The 20,072-nt window shown below is 46.9% G+C and carries 22 protein-coding genes and 1 other RNA gene; 13 read left to right on the forward strand and 10 right to left on the reverse strand.

Features of this window, described 5'->3' with window-relative positions; genetic code table 11:
• The first annotated feature begins 61 nt into the window (after positions 1–61).
• A complete protein-coding gene (locus H9J30_RS10645; protein WP_240131012.1) occupies positions 62–319 on the forward strand; it encodes a hypothetical protein in 258 nt (85 codons plus the stop codon).
• A gap of 56 nt (positions 320–375) precedes the next feature.
• Here the strand turns inward: H9J30_RS10645 and H9J30_RS10650 are convergent, their stop codons facing one another.
• From H9J30_RS10650 to H9J30_RS10660, 3 genes are all read right to left on the reverse strand, one after another.
• Complete coding sequence (locus H9J30_RS10650) at positions 376–582, reverse strand: hypothetical protein (protein ID WP_240131013.1); 207 nt, start codon at positions 580–582, stop codon at positions 376–378.
• A gap of 423 nt (positions 583–1,005) precedes the next feature.
• Positions 1,006–2,496: an FMN-binding glutamate synthase family protein gene (locus tag H9J30_RS10655; protein WP_240131014.1), complete on the reverse strand. Its 1,491-nt coding sequence runs from the start codon at positions 2,494–2,496 to the stop codon at positions 1,006–1,008.
• An 11-nt stretch (positions 2,497–2,507) separates the two neighbouring features.
• Positions 2,508–3,101 (reverse strand): phosphoglycerate mutase family protein, encoded by a 594-nt coding sequence (locus H9J30_RS10660; protein WP_240131015.1) that lies wholly within the window; start codon positions 3,099–3,101, stop codon positions 2,508–2,510.
• Between the two features lie 191 nt (positions 3,102–3,292).
• On the opposite strand from H9J30_RS10660, the gene H9J30_RS10665 reads away from it, so the two are divergent.
• From H9J30_RS10665 to H9J30_RS10675, 3 genes are all read left to right on the forward strand, one after another.
• On the forward strand, positions 3,293–3,898 hold the full coding sequence (locus H9J30_RS10665; protein ID WP_240131016.1) for a DUF5610 domain-containing protein: 606 nt from the start codon (positions 3,293–3,295) through the stop codon (positions 3,896–3,898).
• Between the two features lie 107 nt (positions 3,899–4,005).
• On the forward strand, positions 4,006–4,755 hold the full coding sequence (locus H9J30_RS10670) for a ferredoxin--NADP reductase (RefSeq protein ID WP_240131017.1): 750 nt from the start codon (positions 4,006–4,008) through the stop codon (positions 4,753–4,755).
• 65 nt (positions 4,756–4,820) lie between these two features.
• Positions 4,821–5,417, forward strand: a complete 597-nt coding sequence (locus H9J30_RS10675) for a glutathione S-transferase N-terminal domain-containing protein (RefSeq protein ID WP_240131018.1) — start codon at positions 4,821–4,823, stop codon at positions 5,415–5,417.
• 6 nt (positions 5,418–5,423) lie between these two features.
• Here H9J30_RS10675 and H9J30_RS10680 read toward each other — a convergent pair whose 3' ends face one another.
• Complete coding sequence (locus H9J30_RS10680) at positions 5,424–5,843, reverse strand: type IV pilus modification PilV family protein (protein ID WP_240131019.1); 420 nt, start codon at positions 5,841–5,843, stop codon at positions 5,424–5,426.
• Positions 5,844–6,060: 217 nt separating this feature from the next.
• Here H9J30_RS10680 and H9J30_RS10685 point away from each other — a divergent pair, with 217 nt between their 5' ends.
• The 5 genes from H9J30_RS10685 (at position 6,061) to H9J30_RS10705 (ending at position 12,834) form a co-directional block, all read left to right on the forward strand.
• Entirely contained in the window at positions 6,061–7,068 is a 1,008-nt protein-coding gene (locus tag H9J30_RS10685; protein ID WP_240131020.1) for a Fe(3+) ABC transporter substrate-binding protein, read from the forward strand.
• 59 nt (positions 7,069–7,127) lie between these two features.
• A complete protein-coding gene (locus tag H9J30_RS10690; RefSeq protein ID WP_240131021.1) occupies positions 7,128–8,762 on the forward strand; it encodes an ABC transporter permease in 1,635 nt (544 codons plus the stop codon).
• Positions 8,759–9,808: an ABC transporter ATP-binding protein gene (locus H9J30_RS10695; RefSeq protein ID WP_240131022.1), complete on the forward strand. Its 1,050-nt coding sequence runs from the start codon at positions 8,759–8,761 to the stop codon at positions 9,806–9,808. The genes H9J30_RS10690 and H9J30_RS10695 overlap by 4 nt, the downstream gene beginning before the upstream one ends.
• Positions 9,809–9,954: 146 nt before the next feature.
• On the forward strand, positions 9,955–11,667 hold the full coding sequence (ggt, locus tag H9J30_RS10700; protein ID WP_240131023.1) for a gamma-glutamyltransferase: 1,713 nt from the start codon (positions 9,955–9,957) through the stop codon (positions 11,665–11,667).
• Positions 11,668–11,898: 231 nt separating this feature from the next.
• Positions 11,899–12,834 (forward strand): Dyp-type peroxidase, encoded by a 936-nt coding sequence (locus tag H9J30_RS10705; protein ID WP_240131024.1) that lies wholly within the window; start codon positions 11,899–11,901, stop codon positions 12,832–12,834.
• 64 nt (positions 12,835–12,898) lie between these two features.
• Here H9J30_RS10705 and H9J30_RS10710 read toward each other — a convergent pair whose 3' ends face one another.
• Positions 12,899–13,801 carry a LysR family transcriptional regulator gene (locus H9J30_RS10710; protein WP_240131025.1) on the reverse strand — a complete coding sequence of 301 codons (903 nt, stop codon included), beginning with the start codon at positions 13,799–13,801 and terminating at the stop codon, positions 12,899–12,901.
• Between the two features lie 119 nt (positions 13,802–13,920).
• Here H9J30_RS10710 and H9J30_RS10715 point away from each other — a divergent pair, with 119 nt between their 5' ends.
• Entirely contained in the window at positions 13,921–14,553 is a 633-nt protein-coding gene (locus H9J30_RS10715) for an NAD(P)-dependent oxidoreductase (protein ID WP_240131026.1), read from the forward strand.
• Positions 14,554–14,674: 121 nt separating this feature from the next.
• Here H9J30_RS10715 and argR read toward each other — a convergent pair whose 3' ends face one another.
• Positions 14,675–15,145, reverse strand: a complete 471-nt coding sequence (gene argR, locus H9J30_RS10720) for a transcriptional regulator ArgR (RefSeq protein WP_011071072.1) — start codon at positions 15,143–15,145, stop codon at positions 14,675–14,677.
• A 291-nt stretch (positions 15,146–15,436) separates the two neighbouring features.
• Between argR and mdh the strand changes: the two genes are divergently transcribed.
• Positions 15,437–16,372, forward strand: a complete 936-nt coding sequence (gene mdh, locus H9J30_RS10725) for a malate dehydrogenase (protein ID WP_240131027.1) — start codon at positions 15,437–15,439, stop codon at positions 16,370–16,372.
• A 79-nt stretch (positions 16,373–16,451) separates the two neighbouring features.
• On the opposite strand, the gene H9J30_RS10730 is transcribed toward mdh, so the two are convergent.
• Positions 16,452–16,841 (reverse strand): thiol-disulfide oxidoreductase DCC family protein, encoded by a 390-nt coding sequence (locus H9J30_RS10730; RefSeq protein WP_240131028.1) that lies wholly within the window; start codon positions 16,839–16,841, stop codon positions 16,452–16,454.
• A gap of 227 nt (positions 16,842–17,068) precedes the next feature.
• Between H9J30_RS10730 and folM the strand changes: the two genes are divergently transcribed.
• Complete coding sequence (folM, locus tag H9J30_RS10735; RefSeq protein ID WP_240131029.1) at positions 17,069–17,788, forward strand: dihydromonapterin reductase; 720 nt, start codon at positions 17,069–17,071, stop codon at positions 17,786–17,788.
• 145 nt (positions 17,789–17,933) lie between these two features.
• Here folM and H9J30_RS10740 read toward each other — a convergent pair whose 3' ends face one another.
• From H9J30_RS10740 to H9J30_RS10750, 3 genes are all read right to left on the reverse strand, one after another.
• Entirely contained in the window at positions 17,934–18,620 is a 687-nt protein-coding gene (locus H9J30_RS10740) for a 5-formyltetrahydrofolate cyclo-ligase (protein WP_240131030.1), read from the reverse strand.
• Between the two features lie 7 nt (positions 18,621–18,627).
• Positions 18,628–18,808, reverse strand: a non-coding RNA gene (gene ssrS / locus H9J30_RS10745) — 6S RNA.
• Positions 18,809–18,921: 113 nt separating this feature from the next.
• Positions 18,922–19,224, reverse strand: coding sequence for a cell division protein ZapA (locus tag H9J30_RS10750; protein ID WP_037414335.1), 303 nt, complete (start codon positions 19,222–19,224; stop codon positions 18,922–18,924).
• Positions 19,225–19,449: 225 nt separating this feature from the next.
• Between H9J30_RS10750 and H9J30_RS10755 the strand changes: the two genes are divergently transcribed.
• Positions 19,450–20,025, forward strand: a complete 576-nt coding sequence (locus tag H9J30_RS10755; RefSeq protein WP_240131031.1) for a UPF0149 family protein — start codon at positions 19,450–19,452, stop codon at positions 20,023–20,025.
• The last annotated feature ends 47 nt before the right edge of the window (positions 20,026–20,072 follow it).

Below are 20,072 nucleotides of genomic sequence, written 5' to 3' on the forward strand. Positions count from 1 at the left end.
TTTATTCAGCTAAGGCTCTCTATACTCAATTCCAAGCGAATAATCATAAGAGGTGCTTGGCATGGAAAATATGGCGTTAAGAGTCAATATTGAAGGCAGAGAAGAGAAAGTCAGCACGGACTGGGCTGCGATTATGGCAACCCTTCAAAAACGCGGTGTTGATTATGATTCGCTCCAACGTATTCATGCAGAGTTAAACGCAGGTCTTAAAGTGACGACAAGACGTTTAACGTTGGCAAAACAGAATCAAGAGATCGCCTTGGCTGGTATTATCCGTGTCGGCAATGAACATAGTGCAGATATTCGTAGTATTTATTAAGCGGGAAAACGAGTGGAAAAATGATAGGCAATAAAAAAATTAAGGGAATATAAGCATTATATTCCCTTTGGTTTTCCGGCCTTCCAACCTTCACACAGCAGATTGAGTTTGGTGGTTGATTTGTCAATTCGCGTCAGTCGAATGACTTTACCTTCACGAAAACACACCAATTCGCCTTCGATTTCAGTCAAGCGATTACAGCTCTTACAGCTTGTGCTGGCAGTCTTGCTGTCAGACATTTGGCTTACAAAGCTTGCTTTCACAGTGTTTCCTTACTTGATATGAAGTGGTTTGATTTGAAGTATGTATCACGGATCTTACCCCTTTTGTGATGCATGTTCAAATTAGTTCTTGCTGAATTAACTTTAGATGAAAGTTGTGTTCTATGCCTAGGGCGTGTTGACGTTTCGAGATTAAATTTTGTTCGTTCTGGCAAGCACGTGCTCGCGAAACGAGGAATGATGTGTCGTTATTCTACTCAAATGACGAGCGGCTCTTATGACTGAAAGTAAGCGCAAGGGCTTGCCAGACGACCCCTTCGGGCAGCATTTGGCTGGCTTTTCTGCTGCGTTATCGTCCGTTTATGTAGAATAACTACTCAGCACGGACTTTGCCTTGCATAAAATCCAGCCAAATTGCTGCAAAAATAACCCTGAAACGTCAACACGCCCTAGAAAGTTATTTAATTATTGATTGATATGGGAATAGTACTTATCCAGTGAAACCGACAAGCCACTTTCAAGCACAATCCTTACATGGGATGGCTTGAGTTGCCTTGGCTCTGTCAAACCGCAGGAGTGGGCGATCAGTGCTAAGTCGTGGTGTAGATTATGATTATAATTTGCAACACGAGTCGATTTATCTCTTGGATCTAGGCCGTGCTGCAGCTTTTTATTGTGGGTGGTAATCCCTGTTGGACAAGTATCCTTATTGCACTGCAATGCTTGAATACAACCTAAGGCAAACATATTGCCGCGGGCTGAGGCAATAAAATCGGCACCTAAGGCTAGCGCCCAAGCGACTCGTGAGGGGACGATGAGTTTTCCTGAGGCGATCACTTTAATCCGTTTGCGTAGTCCATGTTTAATCAAGATATTGACCAATATGGGCAGACTTTCTTTTAGCGGCAGGCCAACGTAATCCATTAAGGGTTGTGGGGCTGCGCCCGTCCCACCATCGGCGCTATCCAAAGTAAAAAAGTCTGGGGCAGATGCTTCTCCACGGCGTTCTATTTCATTGCAAAAATCTTCAAGCCATTGCACATCACCGAGTACAGCTTTGATTCCGGTGGGTTTCCCCGTCACTTCGCGAACTCTGGCAATCATGTCTAGAATATCGCCCACATTGTTAAACTCGATATGACCATTGGGACTGATGGAATCTTGGCCCTGCGCAATGCCGCGAATATGGGCGATCTCCTCGGTCACTTTAACGCCTGGTAAGATACCTCCTTTACCGGGTTTGGCCCCCTGACTCATTTTTATTTCAAACATTTTTACTTCAGGGTGCGCGGCGATCTCGTTAAGTTTGCCATCATCCAAATGACCATGCTCATTACGAACGCCGTATTTGGCAGTGCCAATTTGGAATACTAAATCACAACCACCTTTTAAATGGTAAGGACTTAAGCCACCTTCACCGGTGTTTAACCAACACCCCGCCTGTGCCGCCCCGTGGGATAATGCTGTGACTGCGGGGCGTGACAGCGCGCCAAAGCTCATCGCGGAAATATGGCATATTGCACTTGTCGTATAAGGCACACGGCAATGGGGGCCAATGGTGAGTGGCTGGATCGGTGTTATCTCCTCATCTTGGGGTGGAAAGGCTGAATTCATAAACATAATGGTGCCAGTCGCTTCCAAGGGACGCGTCGAGCCAAAGGCTATCGTTCTATCGACATTCTTGGCTGCACGATATACCCAGCTGCGTTCGGCACGGTTAAAGGGAAGTTCTTCTCTATCTTGGGCAAAAAAGTATTGCCTAAAAAATTCACCTTGTTTTTCAAATAGGTATCTAAAGCGTCCAATAACGGGATAATTGTGGCGTACCGCCTGTTTCGTTTGCAGTTTATCGGCAATATACATGTAGACAATGGCGAGGGCGCCTAAACCGACAATGATTAAGAACAATCCAGAGAAGAGATCTAGTCCCCACATAAACCAATTCAATTCGTGCATCTTGTTATCCTCTATTCGAGTCCGTAACGGGTGGAGAGCAGGCTGGCGGGTTGTCCATCATTGATGGAGAGTAAAAACAGTTGGCTGTAATCATCTTCACTTATGGATGGTATTTCTGGGCCGCCAAGGGCTTTGATGATAAGCGGCAGCGTATTGGAGTGCCCTGCGATTAAGCTATTGCCTTTTACGGCATGTACTTGTTCAACCACCTTTTGGATATGGGCTTCGATTGGTTTTTCTGCCTCGACTACTGTGATAGGTAAATGCCGATCTGTCGAAATCGGCAATAAGGTTTGCTGAGTTCTTTGATATTGGGTCGCAATTAACTGGGAAATGGATGTGCGTTTTAAGGCGCTGATCAGGGCCTGAGCACGTAAGTTGCCATTAGCTGAAAGGGGGGGATCGCCTGCGGTTGCATCTGCTTTTTCAGCGTGTCTTACGAGAATAATCAATCGATTATCGGCTACAGCTTGATTTATCGGGCTAAGTACAATGCTGGTGAATAACAAGAGACCTATCAATAAAGATCGTATTAGCGTACCTGAATTGAAACCGATTCTTCGAGTATGTCGCAAAAACGCATTTAAACATTGGGGGATTGCCATGCCTTATATCCTTATTTTATGGGCGTATACAAGAGTGGGCGTAGGATGAGTAGCGATTAGAGAATAAGCAAACCTATTCTCCATTTTTATCATTGCATTAAGTTGGGATGTTACTGCAATTTGTAAAATTACTAAAGTTGCTCAAATTTTGGTCGATAATTAAGTCTCCCCAAGTTGAGTGGACTAGCATCATGGAAATCAATAACCCTGCACAGGTACAGAGCACTTCTTCGACCCACAGTAAATATGCTGAAAACGCGGCAAATAGTGATAAGACGAAGAATGTGGATGCCACCTCTAAACAGACGGCGCAGCAAACTAGTAAGCAGTTAATGAATCAAGCGATTCTATCGGCGCAGGAAGATGTAAGCCTAAAGTCGGGCGATCAATCTATGACTTTGCTTTATCGCGCAGCAATCGAAGCGATAAACAAAGAATTAGCCCCTTCTATGGGCGAGAACGCGATTCAAACCGCCTATGATAACGGTGTCGATACATCCCCCGAGGCCACTGCCGATCGTATTGTGAGTTTCGCAACGCAATTTTTTAGTGTTCATCAGCAGCAAAATTCGAATATGAGTTTGGATGAACAGCTCGACAGCTTTATGAGCATCATCGGCGGCGCTATCGATAACGGCTTTAAGGAGGCAAGGGATATTTTGTCTGGCCTTAAAGTGTTGCAGGGTGATATTGCCGACGGTGTAGATAAAACCTATGGACTCGTTCAAGAAGGATTGCAGGCCTTTAGAGACAGCTTCAATAAGAAATCCGATGAGACCCAAGCGACTAACGCTTAACTTCCCTTCCTCTTACTGACGCTTAAGCCCCTTGAATAAGGGGTTTTTGTTGTGCTGATAACAGTCTATGCTAGGGGTCTATTTAACGTTTTGCTTGAGGGCGGGTTATGTGGACTAAGGGACACGTTATTGAACGTATTGATTGGAACGATAAATTATTTTCGCTGCGGATAGCGGCTGAGTTAGATCCCTTTATTCCCGGTCAATTTATTAAACTCAGTCAGCAGCAAGAGGATAAGCGTGTTGCCAGAGCTTATTCCCTCGTAAACGCCCCCGATAAGCCCTATGCCGAGATTCTGGCTGTCGCCGTAGAGGATGGCCAGTTATCCCCACAATTACAACATCTTGCTATCGGAGATGAAATTGAAATCACCCCTACTGCCACCGGCTTTATGACTTTAGATGAGATCCCTAAAGGTGAGTTGCAAGGTCGACATTTGTGGTTTTTAGCCACGGGCACCGCCGTGGGACCTTTCTTATCCATGCTGGATACCGCAGAGCCTTGGCAGCGTTTTGAGAAGATAGTACTTGTCTATGGTGTGCGCGAAGCTAAAGACTTGGCCTATCTTGATAAATTAAAGGGCTATGCGGCGCAATATCCAGATCAGTTTATCCTGTGTTTGGCTGTCACCCGCGAGACAGTCGCCGATGCATTACAATGCCGTATCCCCGATGGCTTAGTCTCGGGCGAAATCGAGCGTAAAGTCGGATTAACCTTAAGTGCGGCGGATTCTCAGGTGATGATTTGCGGTAATCCGGGGATGATTAGCGGCGCTCAAGCGGCATTGCTTGACAAGGGACTCACGAAAAATTTACGCCGTGCTCCGGGGCAAATTACCGTAGAAAAATATTGGTAGTCGTTTGAGAGTTAAAAACCATTGTGTAGATTGTATTAATATCTTTGTTTAAGAAGGATTTTTTGATGAAGTTGCTCTGCTCCCTTGCGTCACCCTATGCTCGCTGTGTTCGCACGTTAATCCGTTATTTGGGGATTAATGATATTGAAGAAGTCTTAGTCAATCCGATGGAAAACACGGCACAATTGCTCGATGTTAATCCATTAGGCCAAATCCCTTGCCTGATTACTAATGATGGTGTGCCTATTTTCGATAGCGAAGTGATCATGCGCTATTTGGATACCGAATTGGGAGCACAGGAAATGTTCGGTGGCCAACCCTATAACTGGGTATTACAGTGTCAATATTCGATGATCAAGGGATTAATCGACAGTGCGGTAAAGTTGCGCCAAGAACAAATGCGTGAAGAAGAGGGCGTAAGATCGGCCTTTTGGACATCGCGCTTTGAACAAGCTTTGCTGCGTGGTTTGATGCAAATGGAGCACCAGAGCGTGATTACTCAAACGACAATTCAGGCACCACAGTTAGCCTTAATTTGTTTATTGGATTATGTGGATTTCAGACATCCTGAACTGGATTGGCGAAAAGTCGCACCGGCAACTGCAATCTGGTTTAGCGAAATGCGTGACTTGCCCGCATTTGTTGAAACTCGCCCACAATAATTGCCATCAATGGTCGGTTAAACGCCGACCTTTAGGTTGTTCTCGGCGATTATGCTCGCCAAACGCACCATAGAGCTCCTTCGTCATACCATAGTCCACACGGCGATCACTGCCAGCTTGGCGTCTATCGTCATAATGCTGATAGTGGCACTGACAGTTTGACTGTGAGCATGCTTTCATTGGGAGCTCTGGAGCTTCTTTTGATAGAAAGCGTTTTCCTTTAATTGCAGCGACTTGCTCGCAGCAATTTCCTTCATTTTCAATACTCACGCAGTGGAAGGAATGGGCTGCATTAGTTGCATGCCTTTCACGCTTACTTGTGCCAGTCGCTTTGACCAATGATTTATGTTTGCTATGGCTATTTTTGAATGTCATTAATGACACTAAGCCGAGTACGACAATTGCCAGTACAAGCATGCTAAACATAATGCCTCCAATCTATTTTAAAAAATTAAGATTCAGTTTAGTTTGATTTGAGATAATCCGCATTTTTATATCTTAAATACATTAAAAACAAAAAGTTACTCAATCTATTGCCCTCCTCGTTATGATCTATTACTCTTTCTAAACTGATAACTATTATCATTAATAGTCTTAACAACTGACTTATGCTTGACGTCATCATTTTGAGGGGAAATCGCTAATGAAATGGGTAACTTGTGCCGCTTTAATTGGGTTAATGTCGGTTGCGCAGTCTGCACATGCGGATGAAAAATTAACGGTTTACTCCTATCGCCAAGCGTTTTTGGTTGAACCTATCTTGAAGCGCTTTACCGAAGAAACAGGCATTGGCGTGAATGTGGTGTTTGCCAAAGACGGGATTGCCGAACGTATTGCCCGTGAAGGTCGCTTATCGCCAGCGGATTTAGTGCTAACCTCAGATTTTTCTCGTCTTGTCGAACTGGTCGATAAAGATCTGACATCTGCGGTGAAGAGTGAAAAATTAAACAGCAATATTCCAGCGCAATACCGTGATCCTGAAGGACAATGGTACGCACTGACCATGCGCGTACGTAATATCTATACCGCAAAAGATCGCCTCGGCCCGCAAGCGATTCGCTATGAGGAACTCGCCGATCCTAAATACAAAGGTAAGATTTGTACTCGCAGCGGTAAGCATCCTTACAACATTGCCTTGGTGGCTTCGATGATCGCTCACCACGGTGAGGCAGACACTAAAACTTGGCTACAGGGTGTAAAAACCAACTTAGCCCGCAAGCCGCAAGGTAACGATCGTGGACAGGTTCAAGCGGTAAAAGAAGGCCTATGTGATATTGCGATTGGTAACAGCTATTACTATGGCAATATGTTGCAAGATCCAGAGCAAAAGAGCTGGGCTGAAGCCGTGGTGATTAATTTCCCGAATCAGGCCGACCGTGGTGCCCATGTGAACGTTTCTGGTATGGTACTGACTCGCCATGCCCCAAATAAAGACAATGCTATCAAACTGATGGAATTCCTCTCTGGTGATGTGGCGCAAAAAGCTTACGCTGAGGTGAATATGGAATACCCAGTCAAAGCGGATGTTGCACCTTCAACCTTAGTGGCTTCTTGGGGCGAGTTTAAGGCCGATCAGTTACCGATTTTTAAACTGGCGGAATATCACCAAGCGGCAGTGAAATTATTAGATGAAGTGCAGTTTGACCTCTAGTTAGGCAGTTAAATCGATAAGTGCGCCATTAATTGGCGCACTTGTTTTAAAGGAGCCACATGATTTTAGGATTAGCCAGAAGCTGGTCGCTTACTGGTTATGCCATAGCAACGCTACTGGTGTTACCCCTCTTTGCGTTACTTCTTCAAGCGGCTCAGCCCGATGAGGCCGTCTTTGGTCATCTACTCTCTACCGTATTACCCACTTATATCGCCAACAGTCTCTGGTTGATCCTGTGGGTGAGTATTGGCTCACTGTTGCTGGCGTTGCCCTGCGCTTGGTTAATGGCGCGCTGTGAGTTTATAGGTAGACGATATTTGCAATGGGCTTTGCTATTGCCCTTAGCCATGCCAGCCTACATTGTTGCCTACGTGTATACCGATTTACTCGATTACGCAGGCCCAGTACAAAGGAGTTTGCGCGCGCTCTTTGGCTGGAGCTCTCCGCAGGATTACTTTTTCCCCGATATTCGCACCTTAGGTGGCGCCGCTTGTGTGCTATCGCTGGTGTTATTTCCCTATATTTATCTGTTAGCGCGCACCGCGTTTATGGAGCAATCCTTAAGCTTGGCGCATGCATCAAGGATCATGGGCTGCTCGCCTTGGCAGAGTTTTTGGCGCTTATCTTTGCCGATGGCAAGGCCCGCCTTGGCCGTGGGTGTCGCTTTAGTGGCGATGGAAACCGCAGCGGATTTTGCCACAGTTAACTATTTTGCCGTGCCAACCTTAACGACAGCCGTGTATGACACTTGGTTGGGCTATGGCAATTTAACCGCCGCGGCAAAGCTCTCGGCCATTATCTTGCTAGTGGTGTTTAGCTTGATTGGTGTTGAGCGTTTTGCCCGCCGCAAGCAACAGTTATTTCAAAAACAATCTCGCATCCAAGCAATTGATTTGTATAGGCTCTCATCGATGCAAACCCTGCTGGCTTTAGGTTATTGCGGTATGTTGTTATTACTTGCGTTTGTGTTGCCAAGCGGCATTTTATTATCCTATGCCATCAATTATTTTGAGCAGAGCTGGGACCCTCTTTTTTGGCAATTGAGTGTGAATAGCCTCACGTTGGCACTGATAACCAGTTTGGTGTGCTGTGTCATCGCATTAGTGCTAATGTTTATCCGCCGCGTGAGCCCAAGGTCGAGTGATGCATTGCCATCGCGCTTGGCATCAACCGGCTATGCTTTGCCCGGTACGGTACTTGCCATTGGTGTATTGGTGCCGTTAACCCTGCTCGACTTTGCGATTAACGACATCGCCGATTGGTTGGGGATGGCAGGGCCAGGGCTCTTGCTCACTGGTAGTACGACTGCGCTGGTTTTTGCTTTTTGTGTGCGCTTTGTGGCCATTGCGATTGGCAGTGTTGAGAGTAGTTATAAACGCATCTCGCCCTCATTAGATATGGTGAGTCTAACACTTGGGCAAAGTCCTCGACGTTTGCTCCAAAGAGTGCATTTACCGCTACTCACCAAAGGCTTATTTGCTGGGGCGTTGTTGGTATTTATCGAAAGCATGAAAGAATTACCCGCTGCATTGTTGCTGCGTCCCATAGGTTTTGAGAATCTTGCGACCTATGTATTCCAGTTTGTCTCAGATGAAAAACTGGAACATGGAGCCTTGCCCGCCATTGTGATTGTGCTCGTAGGCTTGGTCCCGTTGATTTATTTAAACCGTTCCTTGGAGCAAGATAACCGATGACCAGTACGCTCAATCTTCATCAAGTCCATAGTGATTATCAGGGCCAACAGATACTCAAAGGCTTAGATTTGACGCTGGCACAGGGGGAAATTCTTGCGCTGCTCGGCCCAAGCGGTTGTGGCAAAACCACCTTGCTCAGGGCGGTGGCAGGCTTGCAGGCGATTAGCCAAGGGGAGATCCAAATCAATGGCAAAACCGTCAGCGGCGTCGGACAGTTTGTGCCGAGTGAACAGCGCGGCATAGGGATGATTTTTCAAGACTATGCGCTATTTCCGCATTTAACCGTGGCCGAGAATATTCTGTTTGGTGTCGCTAAGTTAACGACGGCGCAGTGTAAGGCCCGTTTAGATGACATGCTCGCCTTAGTTAAACTCGAAGGCTTAGCCAAGCGTTATCCCCATGAATTGTCTGGTGGTCAGCAGCAGCGGGTATCGATTGCCCGCGCTTTGGCCTATGAGCCGCAATTACTGCTACTCGACGAGCCTTTTTCGAATATCGATGCCCAAGTGCGCCACAGCATGATGGCGGAGATCCGCAGCATTCTAAAGCAGCGCAATGTCAGCGCGGTTTTTGTTACCCACAGTAAGGATGAAGCCTTTGTGTTCGCCGACACCTTGGCCATTTTTAACCAAGGTGTGATAGTGCAACATGGCCGAGCAGAAGACTTATATGCAGCGCCCAATAGTCGCTATGTGGCTGATTTTCTGGGAAGTGGCAACTATTTGCCCGCCGAGGTTGTTGATGGCCACAGTGTGACAACGCCTATTGGCCAATTGCGTAGCCTCACGCCATTGTCGCAATCCCACGCCTTTAATGGCCAAGTGTTTTTAAGGCCACAACAATTGGCGCTCAGTGCCGATGATGCAGGCGTTGGGACGATTACCGAGCGACGCTTCCTCGGCGCATTTTGCCATTATTGGGTGAAAGTAGAGGCGGCATCCCACGCTTATTATGTCGAAGTGCGTAGTCAAATCATGCAGTTCAATGTCGGCCAGCGAGTGGGTTTAAGCACTGAGCCGCATTCTCTCGTGTTATTCGAATCTTAGTTTAAGCACTTTGGCGTCATCGCAATCCGTCAGTTGCGTAAAGACTATGACATTTTTGCTTACGTTTAACTTGAGCAAAAAATGTCTCGTTTGCTGATATTTTCAACCTTCCTTGTTACCTTAATTCCTCCAGCCTTGGAGGAATTATGATAAAAACAATAAAATCAATTTGTACCTTAGTCACAGTGGCGACAGCCATGTCGTCCTCGGGAGTGTTGGCCATGGATAGGATCACAGGTAAAGCCTTTGCGACACGCTCAGAAGTGTATGCTACCCAAGGAATGGCGGCCACCAGTCAACCGCTGGCGACACAGGTCGCGATTGATGTATTAAAACAGGGCGGTAGCGCCGTCGATGCGGCCATTGCAGCTAATGCCATGCTGGGCTTAGTCGAGCCAACTGGTTCGGGTATCGGTGGTGATTTATTTGCGATTGTTTGGAGCGCGAAAGATAAAAAACTGTATGGCCTTAATGCCTCCGGTCGCAGCCCCAAATCCTTAACGCTAGAGAAGCTTAAATCCCTCGGATTAGACTATTTACCGCCATTAGGGCCGCTACCCGTATCGGTACCTGGGGCCGTGGATGGTTGGTACGAACTGCACAATAAATTTGGCAAACTGCCAATGGCCGATAATTTAGCGCCAGCGATTCGTTATGCCCGCGAAGGTTTCCCTGTCTCCGAGTTGATTTCCTATTACCTTGAGGGCAGCAGTAAAAAGCTCGCTCAATTCCCCGGTTTTAAAGAAACCTATATGCCTAATGGCAAAATGCCTGCGGTGGGCGAAATCTTCAAAAATCCTGCACTGGCAAATACCTATGAGAAAATTGCCAAAGGCGGCCGCGACGCCTTCTATAAGGGCGACATTGCCAAAAGTATTGATAAATACATCAAGGCTCAAGGTGGCTATTTAAGTTATGAAGACTTAGCCAGTCATACCAGTGACTGGATTGAGCCCGTATCGGTCAACTACCGTGGTTACGATGTGTGGGAACTGCCGCCTAACGGGCAGGGGATTGCTGCACTACAGATCTTAAAAACCATGGAACCCTTCGATGTCGCCGCCATGGGCTTTAATAGTCCCGAATATGTGCACTTATTTGTAGAGGCGAAAAAGCTCGCCTTTGCCGATCGCGCGAAATTCTATGCCGATATGGCCTTTAACAAAGTGCCTGTAAAAGAGTTAATCTCGCAGCAATACAATTACGAGCGCGCCAAGTTAATTGATTTAAACAAGGCGGCTAAGAGTGTCGATGCCGGCAATCCTGCGCTGCAACATGGGGATACAGTGTATCTCACCACCGCGGATAAAGACGGCAACATGGTGTCGCTGATCCAGAGTAACTACCGCGGCATGGGCTCAGGTATGACGCCGCCAGATCTCGGCTTTGTGCTGCAAGATCGCGGGCAGATGTTTGATCTCACCGAAGGGCGTTTTAATACTTACGCGCCAGGCAAGCGTCCATTCCATACCATTATTCCCGCTTTTGTAACTAAGGACGGTAAACCGTGGCTGAGTTTTGGAGTGATGGGCGGTGCAACACAGCCGCAAATGCATGCGCAGATTATTATCAATCTGATTGATTTTAAAATGAACTTGCAAGAAGCGGGCGATGCCCCCAGAATTTTACACTCAGGTTCGACTGAGCCTACGGGTGAGATAATGAATGACGGTGGCTATGTGAGCCTTGAATCAGGCTTCCCCGTTGAAACTCGCCGTGAACTGATGAAAAAAGGCCATGTGTTGCGTGATGTTCTGGGGGATTTTGGCGGTTATCAAGCCATTGGTTTTAATCCAGAAACAGGCGTTTACCGCGGTGCTTCCGAAAGCCGTAAAGATGGTTATGCCGCTGGATATTAACGCATAACTCGTTTTGTTATGTTGAAGCGAATGCAGAATAGGCAAAATTGACGAGGCGTGATTGCCTCGTCAATTTTTATATTTCACTATATAGCGGTATAACAGCATAGCGGTTTTAACAGCCGTCTTTACATTAGAAAGACGGACAAACTGTGCGTTACTTAATGTCATTTTCAGGTAAAGTTGCGGATAATATTGCCGAAAATGAATCGACAAAAGGGTGATAACCAGATGGATATTCAAAATATGCCGCGTGAACAGTTGGGTGTGTGTGCCGAGGGAAACTTACATAGCGTCTATTTGATGTTTAATGCAAATGACAATGTCGAGTCGCAATTGCGTCCCTGTATTGCCAACGTAGCGCAGTATATTTATGAGTTGACGGATCAATATTCCGACAGCGCATTCAATGGTTTTGTGGGCATAGGTGCTAACTATTGGGATAGTCTTTATCCCGAGTCTCGTCCCGAAATGCTTAAGCCTTTCCCGGCGATGCAGGCGGGTAACCGTGAGGCGCCAGCGATCGAATATGATCTATTCGTGCATCTTCGTTGCGATCGTTACGATATTTTGCATTTAGTGGCTAATGAAATCAGCCAAATGTTTGAAGACTTAGTCGAGCTAGTGGAAGAAGAACGCGGCTTTAGATTTATGGATAGCCGTGACTTAACAGGCTTTGTGGACGGCACCGAAAATCCTAAGGGACGCCATCGTCAAGAAGTCGCCTTAGTGGGGGATGAAGACCCTGAATTTAAGGGCGGCAGCTATATTCATGTGCAAAAATTTGCCCACAATCTCAGTAAATGGCATAGATTACCGCTTAAAAAGCAAGAAGATATTATCGGTCGTACCAAGCAAGACAATATCGAATACGAGTCGGAGGATAAGCCTCTTACCAGCCATATTAAGCGGGTAAATCTCAAGGATGACAACGGTAAATCCATCGAGATTTTGCGCCAGAGCATGCCTTACGGCTCGCTCAAGGAGCAAGGTTTGATGTTTATTTCAACCTGCCGCACACCGGATCACTTTGAGAAGATGCTCCATAGCATGGTGTTTGGCGATGGTGCGGGTAACCACGACCACTTAATGCACTTTACCAGTGCCTTGACGGGTTCTTCTTTCTTCGCCCCAAGCTTAGATTTTTTGATGCAATTCGATAATTAAGCCTGCGTAAAACCTTAGATCACGCACTGAGCCTTCAACGCTCGGTGCGTTTTTGTTTGTGGGCTTAACTCGCAGATGTCCACTTATTGATATCGAGCTGCCATTGCTGGGCGGTAAAATCGATAAAGGCGCGCACTAGCGCTTGCTGGTAACTGCGGGAGAGGTATACCGCCCACAGGGTTTGCCCTGGTGCCGTGTACTCGGAGAGGACTTCTTGCAGTTGGCCGCTGGCCAGATATTGATTAGCTAAGTCACAGGGCAAGTAGGCTATGCCATGGCCGCGCAATGCGGCGCTGACCAGCACACCCATTTCATTGGCCATCAGATTTCCCATCGGTTTAATCTGTTCACTCTGTTGATCCTTAAACAGCTGCCAACGTTGCTGTGAGCTATGGATAAGGCAATTATGACTCAGTAGATCAATGGGTTCTCTTAGAGGCTGAGTCTGTGCTAAGTAACTGGGTGCAGCGCACAATACGGCATCAATGCGCATCAGTTTACGGGCAATCAGATTGTCATCGGGCTGCTCGGTATAACGAAGTGCCACGTCAACGCGTTCATCTACCAATTGCGCAAAACTGTCCGACATTAACAGTTGAATATTGACTTTGGGATGTAACTTAACAAACCGATCAACCACATCGAACAAGCTGTGTTGCCCAAGCCCGATGGGGGTGGCGATGCGAATACTGCCAACTAATTCGGTGTTATGACTATGGGCGCGGCTTTCCATTGCGGTAACTTCGCTTAGCACCCGCTGACAATATTGCAGAGCTTCTTCCCCTTGCAGAGTGAGGCTAACGCTGCGGGTAGTGCGGTGTAGCAGGCGTAAACTCAGCCATTGCTCAATTTCTTGAATATGGCGAGAAACCTGCAGGCGACTGAGATCGAGGTGTTCTGCGGCCTTAGTAAAGCTGCCACAGTTGGCCACTTCGATAAAGCTACGCATGGCGGCGATTCTATCCATATATAATTACATCCATTAGTATCTCAATTTGAAACAATCCTGCTCGTTTATCGATATTTATCACGCTAAATATGGCAAGTAAACTGGTCTCAATTTAAATCAGCAGTGAGACTTAGCAAATGAAAATCGCAGTATTAGGTGCATCCGGTTGGATTGGTGGAACCATTTTGAATGAAGCCTTAAGCCGTGGTCATGAAGTGGTTGCCTTAGTGCGAGACCCAAGCAAGCTTGGCGAAACCGCAGCAGAGGTACGTAGTGTCGATCTGGCGAAGCCATTAACGGCCGACATCTTTGCTGGCGTGGATGTGTTAATCGCTTCTGTCGGTGGCCGCGTCGAGCAGAATCACGGCTTAGTGGCCAAAACGGTCAATAATCTATTAGCCGTGTTACCACAGGCAAAAGTGCCACGTTTATTGTGGGTCGGTGGGGCTGGTAGCTTAGAAGTGGCACCGGGAGTAACCTTGGTTTCAAGCCCAGATTTCCCGCCAGCCTATAAGGACGAAGCCTTAGCTCAAGGTGAAGCATTAAAGGCATTTCGCGCTGCCAATACAACGGTTAACTGGACTTTTGTCAGCCCAGCAGCAGAAATCTACCCAGGCGCTAGCGAAAGCTCTTACCGTTTAGGTGGCGATAGCTTCTTTACCGATGCCAATGGCCGTAGCCGGATTTCGGTGAGTGATTACGCTAAAGCGATGCTCGATGAAGCTGAAAAGGGCGCGCATCCTAATCAAAGGATCAGTGTGGCTTACTAAGGTTGAGGATATTCAGCTAAAAACCGTAACGTAAACGGGACAAAGCCACTGTTCATCGAAAGGTGCTGGACTGAAAAGCGTACAGTAAAAACAGAACAGGTCAGCAAGCTGACCTGTTTTTTTATTCTGCGTAATTGAATAAAGATTTGATGGTTTCCAAGGTATCGGCGATATCTTGGATGCTGGATGGACAGATAAAGATCGTATCGTCACCCGCAATGGTCCCCAAAATCCCTTCAGGTTTACCGATGGAGTCTAACAAACGGGCAATTAATTGTGCTGCGCCTGGGCTAGTGCGGACAACAATCATCGCTTGGTTATGGTCAACATCGAGCACTAAATTCTTTAACGGACTGCCCGCAGTAGGCACGCCTAATTCGGCTGGCAAGCAATAAACCATCTCCTGCTTAGCGTTGCGAGTGCGTACTGCACCGAACTTGCTGAGCATCCGAGACACTTTTGATTGGTTTATATTAGTAAAGCCTTCTGCTTGTAAGGCGGTGACGATTTCACTTTGAGAGCCAAAACGCTCCTCTTTTAAAATCGCCTTAAAAATTCTAACAAGGTCATCCTGATTCTTGGTTGTTTGCATAGTCTTATTCTTTATTCAAAAAAACAGGCTCATTCTGAATAGTTTTGGCCAAACTGTCAACAAATAACCATAATGACTGAATAAAAATGCAGTTTTTGCATTTTGAGAACACAGATTTATGATTACATTTGTTTAATTAGAGTAAATATTCAACATTACAACACCCTGTTTTAGTAAAACTTTGTCTCCACGACTAAGGGATAATTGAAATTAGCGTGACATTCCAGTAATGTGACGCCAACGGAAATTAGATCCATGTCACACATAATCCGAGAAATAACGGAGATAACTATGAAAGTTGCTGTACTTGGTGCTGCTGGTGGTATCGGCCAGGCTCTTGCCCTACTGTTAAAAACTCAATTACCTGCGGGTTCTAAACTGTCTCTATACGATATAGCACCGGTAACTCCGGGTGTTGCGGTTGACTTGAGCCATATCCCAACAGCGGTTGAAATCAAAGGTTTTGCTGGTGAAGATCCAACGCCTGCCCTAGTGGGTGCTGACGTTGTGCTAATTTCTGCTGGTGTTGCACGTAAGCCTGGTATGGATCGTTCAGATCTGTTCAATATCAACGCAGGTATCGTTCGCAACCTCATCGAGAAAGTGGCAGTGACTTGTCCTAAAGCGCTCGTGGGTATTATCACTAACCCAGTAAACACCACTGTTGCTATCGCAGCTGAAGTGATGAAAAAAGCGGGTGTTTACGATAAGAACCGTTTGTTCGGTGTGACCACTCTGGACGTTATCCGTTCTGAAACCTTTATCGCTGAATTAAAAGGCTTAAACGTTGCTGACGTTAAAATCAACGTCATCGGCGGCCACAGCGGTGTGACCATTCTGCCATTACTGTCTCAAGTTGAAGGCGTGACTTTCTCTGATGAAGAAGTCGTTTCTTTAACTAAACGTATCCAAAACGCGGGTACTGAAGTGGTTGAAGCTAAAGCCGGTGGCGGCAGCGCGACTCTGTCTATGGGTCAAGCGGCTTGCCGTTTCGGTATGTCTCTGGTTCGTGGTCTGCAAGGTGAAGCTAACATCGTTGAATGTGCTTACGTTGACGGCGGTAGCGAGCATGCTGAATTCTTCGCTCAACCAGTATTGTTAGGCAAAAACGGTATCGAGAAAGTACTGCCTTACGGTGAAGTGAGCGCATTCGAAGCTAACGCCCGTGATTCTATGTTAGATACGCTGAAAGGCGATATCAAACTCGGCGTTGATTTCGTTAAATAATCCTTCTGGATTATGAGAGAACGGAGCACAATGGCTCCGTTTTTTTATGCGCTAAAAATGAGTCCTTACTTGAGGCTAACTACCTAGGCAGTTGGCATTGATTGTCACAGCGGGCTTTACCCGTCAGTAGATAGGAAATACGGTATCTGTGCTTGGCGAATCTCAGGTAGCACCAATCCGCGATAGGTTTGATAAGCGGTAAGCGTAGCACTTGTACCCAAGGGCGAGTGCCTGTGAGTGCCCATGCTTTGCAGGTGACATCGAGCCCGAGCAGCACTTGGCCAGAGGCGGTTTCGCCATGGAGAATGGTATTGGCGTAGTCTTTATCGATATAGCTGAATCTTGAGCTGAAATTGTCAGCGTTAAGATCCACCAGTTCAATTCTATCGTCGGGATCGCGCGCTTTGAGTTGACGCATTTCGGCGCTACATAATGGGCAATTGCCATCGAAAAAAATCCGCAGTTCCATTAGGTCTACCTCTTACTGTGTGTCCCTGAGTATACGCAGTTGCCAGGCATTTAGATCGACATGTTTACGGTTTTAATTGTTATACACTCTTGGCTAGAGGCATTAAGCTATTGCGATGAGTGACGTGATTGTGTGATTAGGTGATTGTGTGATTACGTGATTGTGCGATTAACAATCTGCCAAATGCGTTTGCTTTTAATCAGTGCTTGGCAAATAACAGGATGGATATGACAGCTCCCATTATTATCACTGGCGTGGGTAAACGTATTGGCTACGCCCTCGCGAAACACTTGCTCGGCCAAGGGCACATGGTGATTGGCACTTACCGCAGCCATTATTCTAGCATTGATGAATTGCAAGCCTTAGGCGCGACCTTAGTGCAATGCGACTTTTACGACAATGCTCAAGTACAAACCCTGATTGAGCAATTGAGCCAATACTCCAAAATCCGCGCCATTATCCATAATGCTTCGGATTGGCTGCCAGATAACAGCCCAAGCCTTGCCGCCCATGAGGTGATGCAGCGGATGATGCAGGTGCATGTGAGTGTGCCCTATCAAATGAATTTAGCGTTAGCCCCGCAGCTACAAGCGGGAGCCGAAGGGGAGATTGGTGCTAGCGATATTATCCATTTCACCGACTATGTGGCCGAAAAGGGCAGTGCCAAGCATATCGCTTATGCGGCCAGTAAAGCGGCGCTGGAGAATTTAACCTTATCCTTTGCGGCTAAATTAGCGCCCGAGGTAAAAGTGAACGCGATTGCCCCGGCGATGCTCCTTTTTAATCCAAGTGATGATGAAGCCTATCGGCAGAAGACCTTAGCCAAGGCCATTTTGCCAAAAGAAGCTGGGAATCAGGAGATTATTGCCTTGGTGGATTATCTGCTTAATAGCCGCTACGTCACGGGGCGCAGCCATAATGTCGATGGTGGGCGGCATTTAAGGTAAAAAAGAATCTAGAACGGCCTGCGGCCTCTAGAATGCCACTGCATGGCTCTAGAATCTAGATTCGAGAAGAAGCCGTTATGGAGCGATGCTCTGCTTTTTCTAGCAGCGAAGCGCTCTAGCTTCTATTTTCTAGCACCTTCTTTATTCAAAACTCCCATATTCGACTTGGGGTGATGATACTGGGCAAGGGCACATCCCAATGCTCGCATGGCAGGCTCGATACTTGCTGACAATCATGGGCATAACCCATAGGCAGTGGTTTGCCTTTGCTGTGCCAATTAGCGAGCGTTCTGTCGTAATAGCCGCCGCCCATGCCCATGCGATTGCCTTTGATATCAAAGGCAACGAGCGGGGTGATCACCACATCGAGGCGCTCAACGGGCATAACGTTACGCACATCTAGCTTAGGTTCTAAAATGCCGAATTGATTGGGCTGCATCGGCGAGTCGGCGTGGTAATGCAAAAACAATAATTGGCCAACATTAAAGGGGTGTAGCCGTGGCAGATAGGTTTGAATACCTTGTTGCCAAAGCGCTTCAATAAGCGGTGCGGTGGCGAGTTCACCATCGTGGCTAAGGTAAAGCGCGACATGCTGGGCCTTCAGGGCGCTAAGTTTTTCGAGCATTCGCCGACATGCGGCAAAGCTTGCCTCTGCCTGCACCTCTGTCGAAAGTGAGCGGCGCGCCAAACGTATCTGTTTGCGTACTTCGGCGCGGCTAAGATTTGTGTTTAGATTTGGGCTTAGCGACTTGGCGTTAATTTCAGACTGAGTGCCGTGTGGCCCATTGACTGTTTGGGCCGAAGTGTTTGAGACAGATGAAGTGATAGACATAAATAAGATGCTCCCCAGAATGCCGCTACCGGTGTAGCCCTTGAACCGTAGGTTCAAGGCGGGTAAATGATTACCTCCTAAGGCTTCTCGGTACGAGCCGAGCATGCTCAATGTCAGTAAAGCATTCACCCTGAGATCAAAATTATCGGCACAGGGACATTACCAGTTGGCCTGCATCCCAGGGAGCAAAAACGGTATCGAATCGCTAATCGTTTGGCTTAAAAGTATAGGCCAGTTTAGCCATTCACTGTGCAACTCTTACAAGAATCATGGCGCTTAGCACCGAGTGCACAGTCTAAAACTATTTGGTTGAACGCTCAACTAAGGCGTTTTCCAAGGTTGACTGCAACAGGCTGATGCGGTCATCCATTTGTTTCATATAATGCTTATTCTTTTGCTTTTCTTGGTACAACTCGTGGCCAATATTCAGCGCCGCCATAATGGCAATTTCTTCGCGGCTTAAGCTATTAGTGCGATTTTTTAGGGTGGTGAGTTGTTGCTCAACCCCTTGAGCCACAATGCGTAGGGCATCTTCCTGACCTTTCGGACAGGCGATAGAGTAGGTGCGCCCAAGCAGGGTGATTTCAACTGCACTATTACTCATTCGAAGATGATCCTTTCGTTGGCATCGATAGGGCGGACTATATAGGGCTGATATTAAAAGTGCAAGGTAAGCTGCAGATGGATTACACATTCGCTGTTTTGTTTGCTGCTTGTGTGAGCAGTTGCCGGAATTTTTATCTTACCCTCCAAGAATACCGGATCAGAGTTGGTTCAAGTCTTTAACTCTGCTAGCATTGCTGCTGGAAAATTCTGATTGGAATCTGATATGGCGACCCCTCCTTCGTTACGTATCGAAAGCTTAAAAACAGCCCTCGATGCGGCTGAAATTGGTCAGCATCCCGTGGAAGTTCACGGGGCTCTTGTGGGTTTAATCTGCGGCGGTGTAGATCAAACCGGTGATTTGTGGATTAAACCGTTATTTGACCTGATGAACGATGGTCAGCCTTTACCCACTGCTTTACATCAATTGGTGTGCGAGTTATTCCAAGACTCGGTTGCCCGTTTGAGTGACTTTGATTTTGGTTTTATGCCGTTGCTTCCCGAAGAGGAAGAGCCGTTAAGTCACCGAGTTGAGGCGCTATCGCTTTGGACGCAAAGCTTTTTAACCGGCATTGCGATTATCCAGCCTAAGCTCAATAACGCCTCCGCCGAAGTGCGTGAAGTGATTAAAGATCTGGCCGATATTGCCCAAGTGGAATTCGATGTCACCGACGATGAAGAGTCGGAAACTGCCTATATTGAGCTGTTGGAATTTGTGCGTATCGCTGCGATTTTGTGTTACTCCGAGTTTGGCCCTGAGCCGAGCCATGAAGAGAGTGACGATCCTGCGGTGATCCATTAATTCCTAAAACAGAAAGGCGGAGCGACTCCGCCTCTTAGTGTTTTTCA

It is taken from the genome of Shewanella cutis (assembly GCF_022410515.1).
GTDB classification, from domain to species: Bacteria; Pseudomonadota; Gammaproteobacteria; order Enterobacterales; family Shewanellaceae; genus Shewanella; species Shewanella cutis.

Coding starts and splice junctions, on each gene's coding strand:
- H9J30_RS10645 (WP_240131012.1), top strand. CDS start 62: ATGGAAAATATGGCGTTAAGAGTCAATATTGAAGGCAGAGAAGAGAAA.
- H9J30_RS10655 (WP_240131014.1), bottom strand. CDS start 2,496: ATGCACGAATTGAATTGGTTTATGTGGGGACTAGATCTCTTCTCTGGA.
- H9J30_RS10660 (WP_240131015.1), bottom strand. CDS start 3,101: ATGGCAATCCCCCAATGTTTAAATGCGTTTTTGCGACATACTCGAAGA.
- H9J30_RS10665 (WP_240131016.1), top strand. CDS start 3,293: ATGGAAATCAATAACCCTGCACAGGTACAGAGCACTTCTTCGACCCAC.
- H9J30_RS10670 (WP_240131017.1), top strand. CDS start 4,006: ATGTGGACTAAGGGACACGTTATTGAACGTATTGATTGGAACGATAAA.
- H9J30_RS10675 (WP_240131018.1), top strand. CDS start 4,821: ATGAAGTTGCTCTGCTCCCTTGCGTCACCCTATGCTCGCTGTGTTCGC.
- H9J30_RS10680 (WP_240131019.1), bottom strand. CDS start 5,843: ATGTTTAGCATGCTTGTACTGGCAATTGTCGTACTCGGCTTAGTGTCA.
- H9J30_RS10685 (WP_240131020.1), top strand. CDS start 6,061: ATGAAATGGGTAACTTGTGCCGCTTTAATTGGGTTAATGTCGGTTGCG.
- H9J30_RS10690 (WP_240131021.1), top strand. CDS start 7,128: ATGATTTTAGGATTAGCCAGAAGCTGGTCGCTTACTGGTTATGCCATA.
- H9J30_RS10695 (WP_240131022.1), top strand. CDS start 8,759: ATGACCAGTACGCTCAATCTTCATCAAGTCCATAGTGATTATCAGGGC.
- ggt (WP_240131023.1), top strand. CDS start 9,955: ATGATAAAAACAATAAAATCAATTTGTACCTTAGTCACAGTGGCGACA.
- H9J30_RS10705 (WP_240131024.1), top strand. CDS start 11,899: ATGGATATTCAAAATATGCCGCGTGAACAGTTGGGTGTGTGTGCCGAG.
- H9J30_RS10710 (WP_240131025.1), bottom strand. CDS start 13,801: ATGGATAGAATCGCCGCCATGCGTAGCTTTATCGAAGTGGCCAACTGT.
- H9J30_RS10715 (WP_240131026.1), top strand. CDS start 13,921: ATGAAAATCGCAGTATTAGGTGCATCCGGTTGGATTGGTGGAACCATT.
- argR (WP_011071072.1), bottom strand. CDS start 15,145: ATGCAAACAACCAAGAATCAGGATGACCTTGTTAGAATTTTTAAGGCG.
- mdh (WP_240131027.1), top strand. CDS start 15,437: ATGAAAGTTGCTGTACTTGGTGCTGCTGGTGGTATCGGCCAGGCTCTT.
- H9J30_RS10730 (WP_240131028.1), bottom strand. CDS start 16,841: ATGGAACTGCGGATTTTTTTCGATGGCAATTGCCCATTATGTAGCGCC.
- folM (WP_240131029.1), top strand. CDS start 17,069: ATGACAGCTCCCATTATTATCACTGGCGTGGGTAAACGTATTGGCTAC.
- H9J30_RS10740 (WP_240131030.1), bottom strand. CDS start 18,620: ATGTCTATCACTTCATCTGTCTCAAACACTTCGGCCCAAACAGTCAAT.
- H9J30_RS10750 (WP_037414335.1), bottom strand. CDS start 19,224: ATGAGTAATAGTGCAGTTGAAATCACCCTGCTTGGGCGCACCTACTCT.
- H9J30_RS10755 (WP_240131031.1), top strand. CDS start 19,450: ATGGCGACCCCTCCTTCGTTACGTATCGAAAGCTTAAAAACAGCCCTC.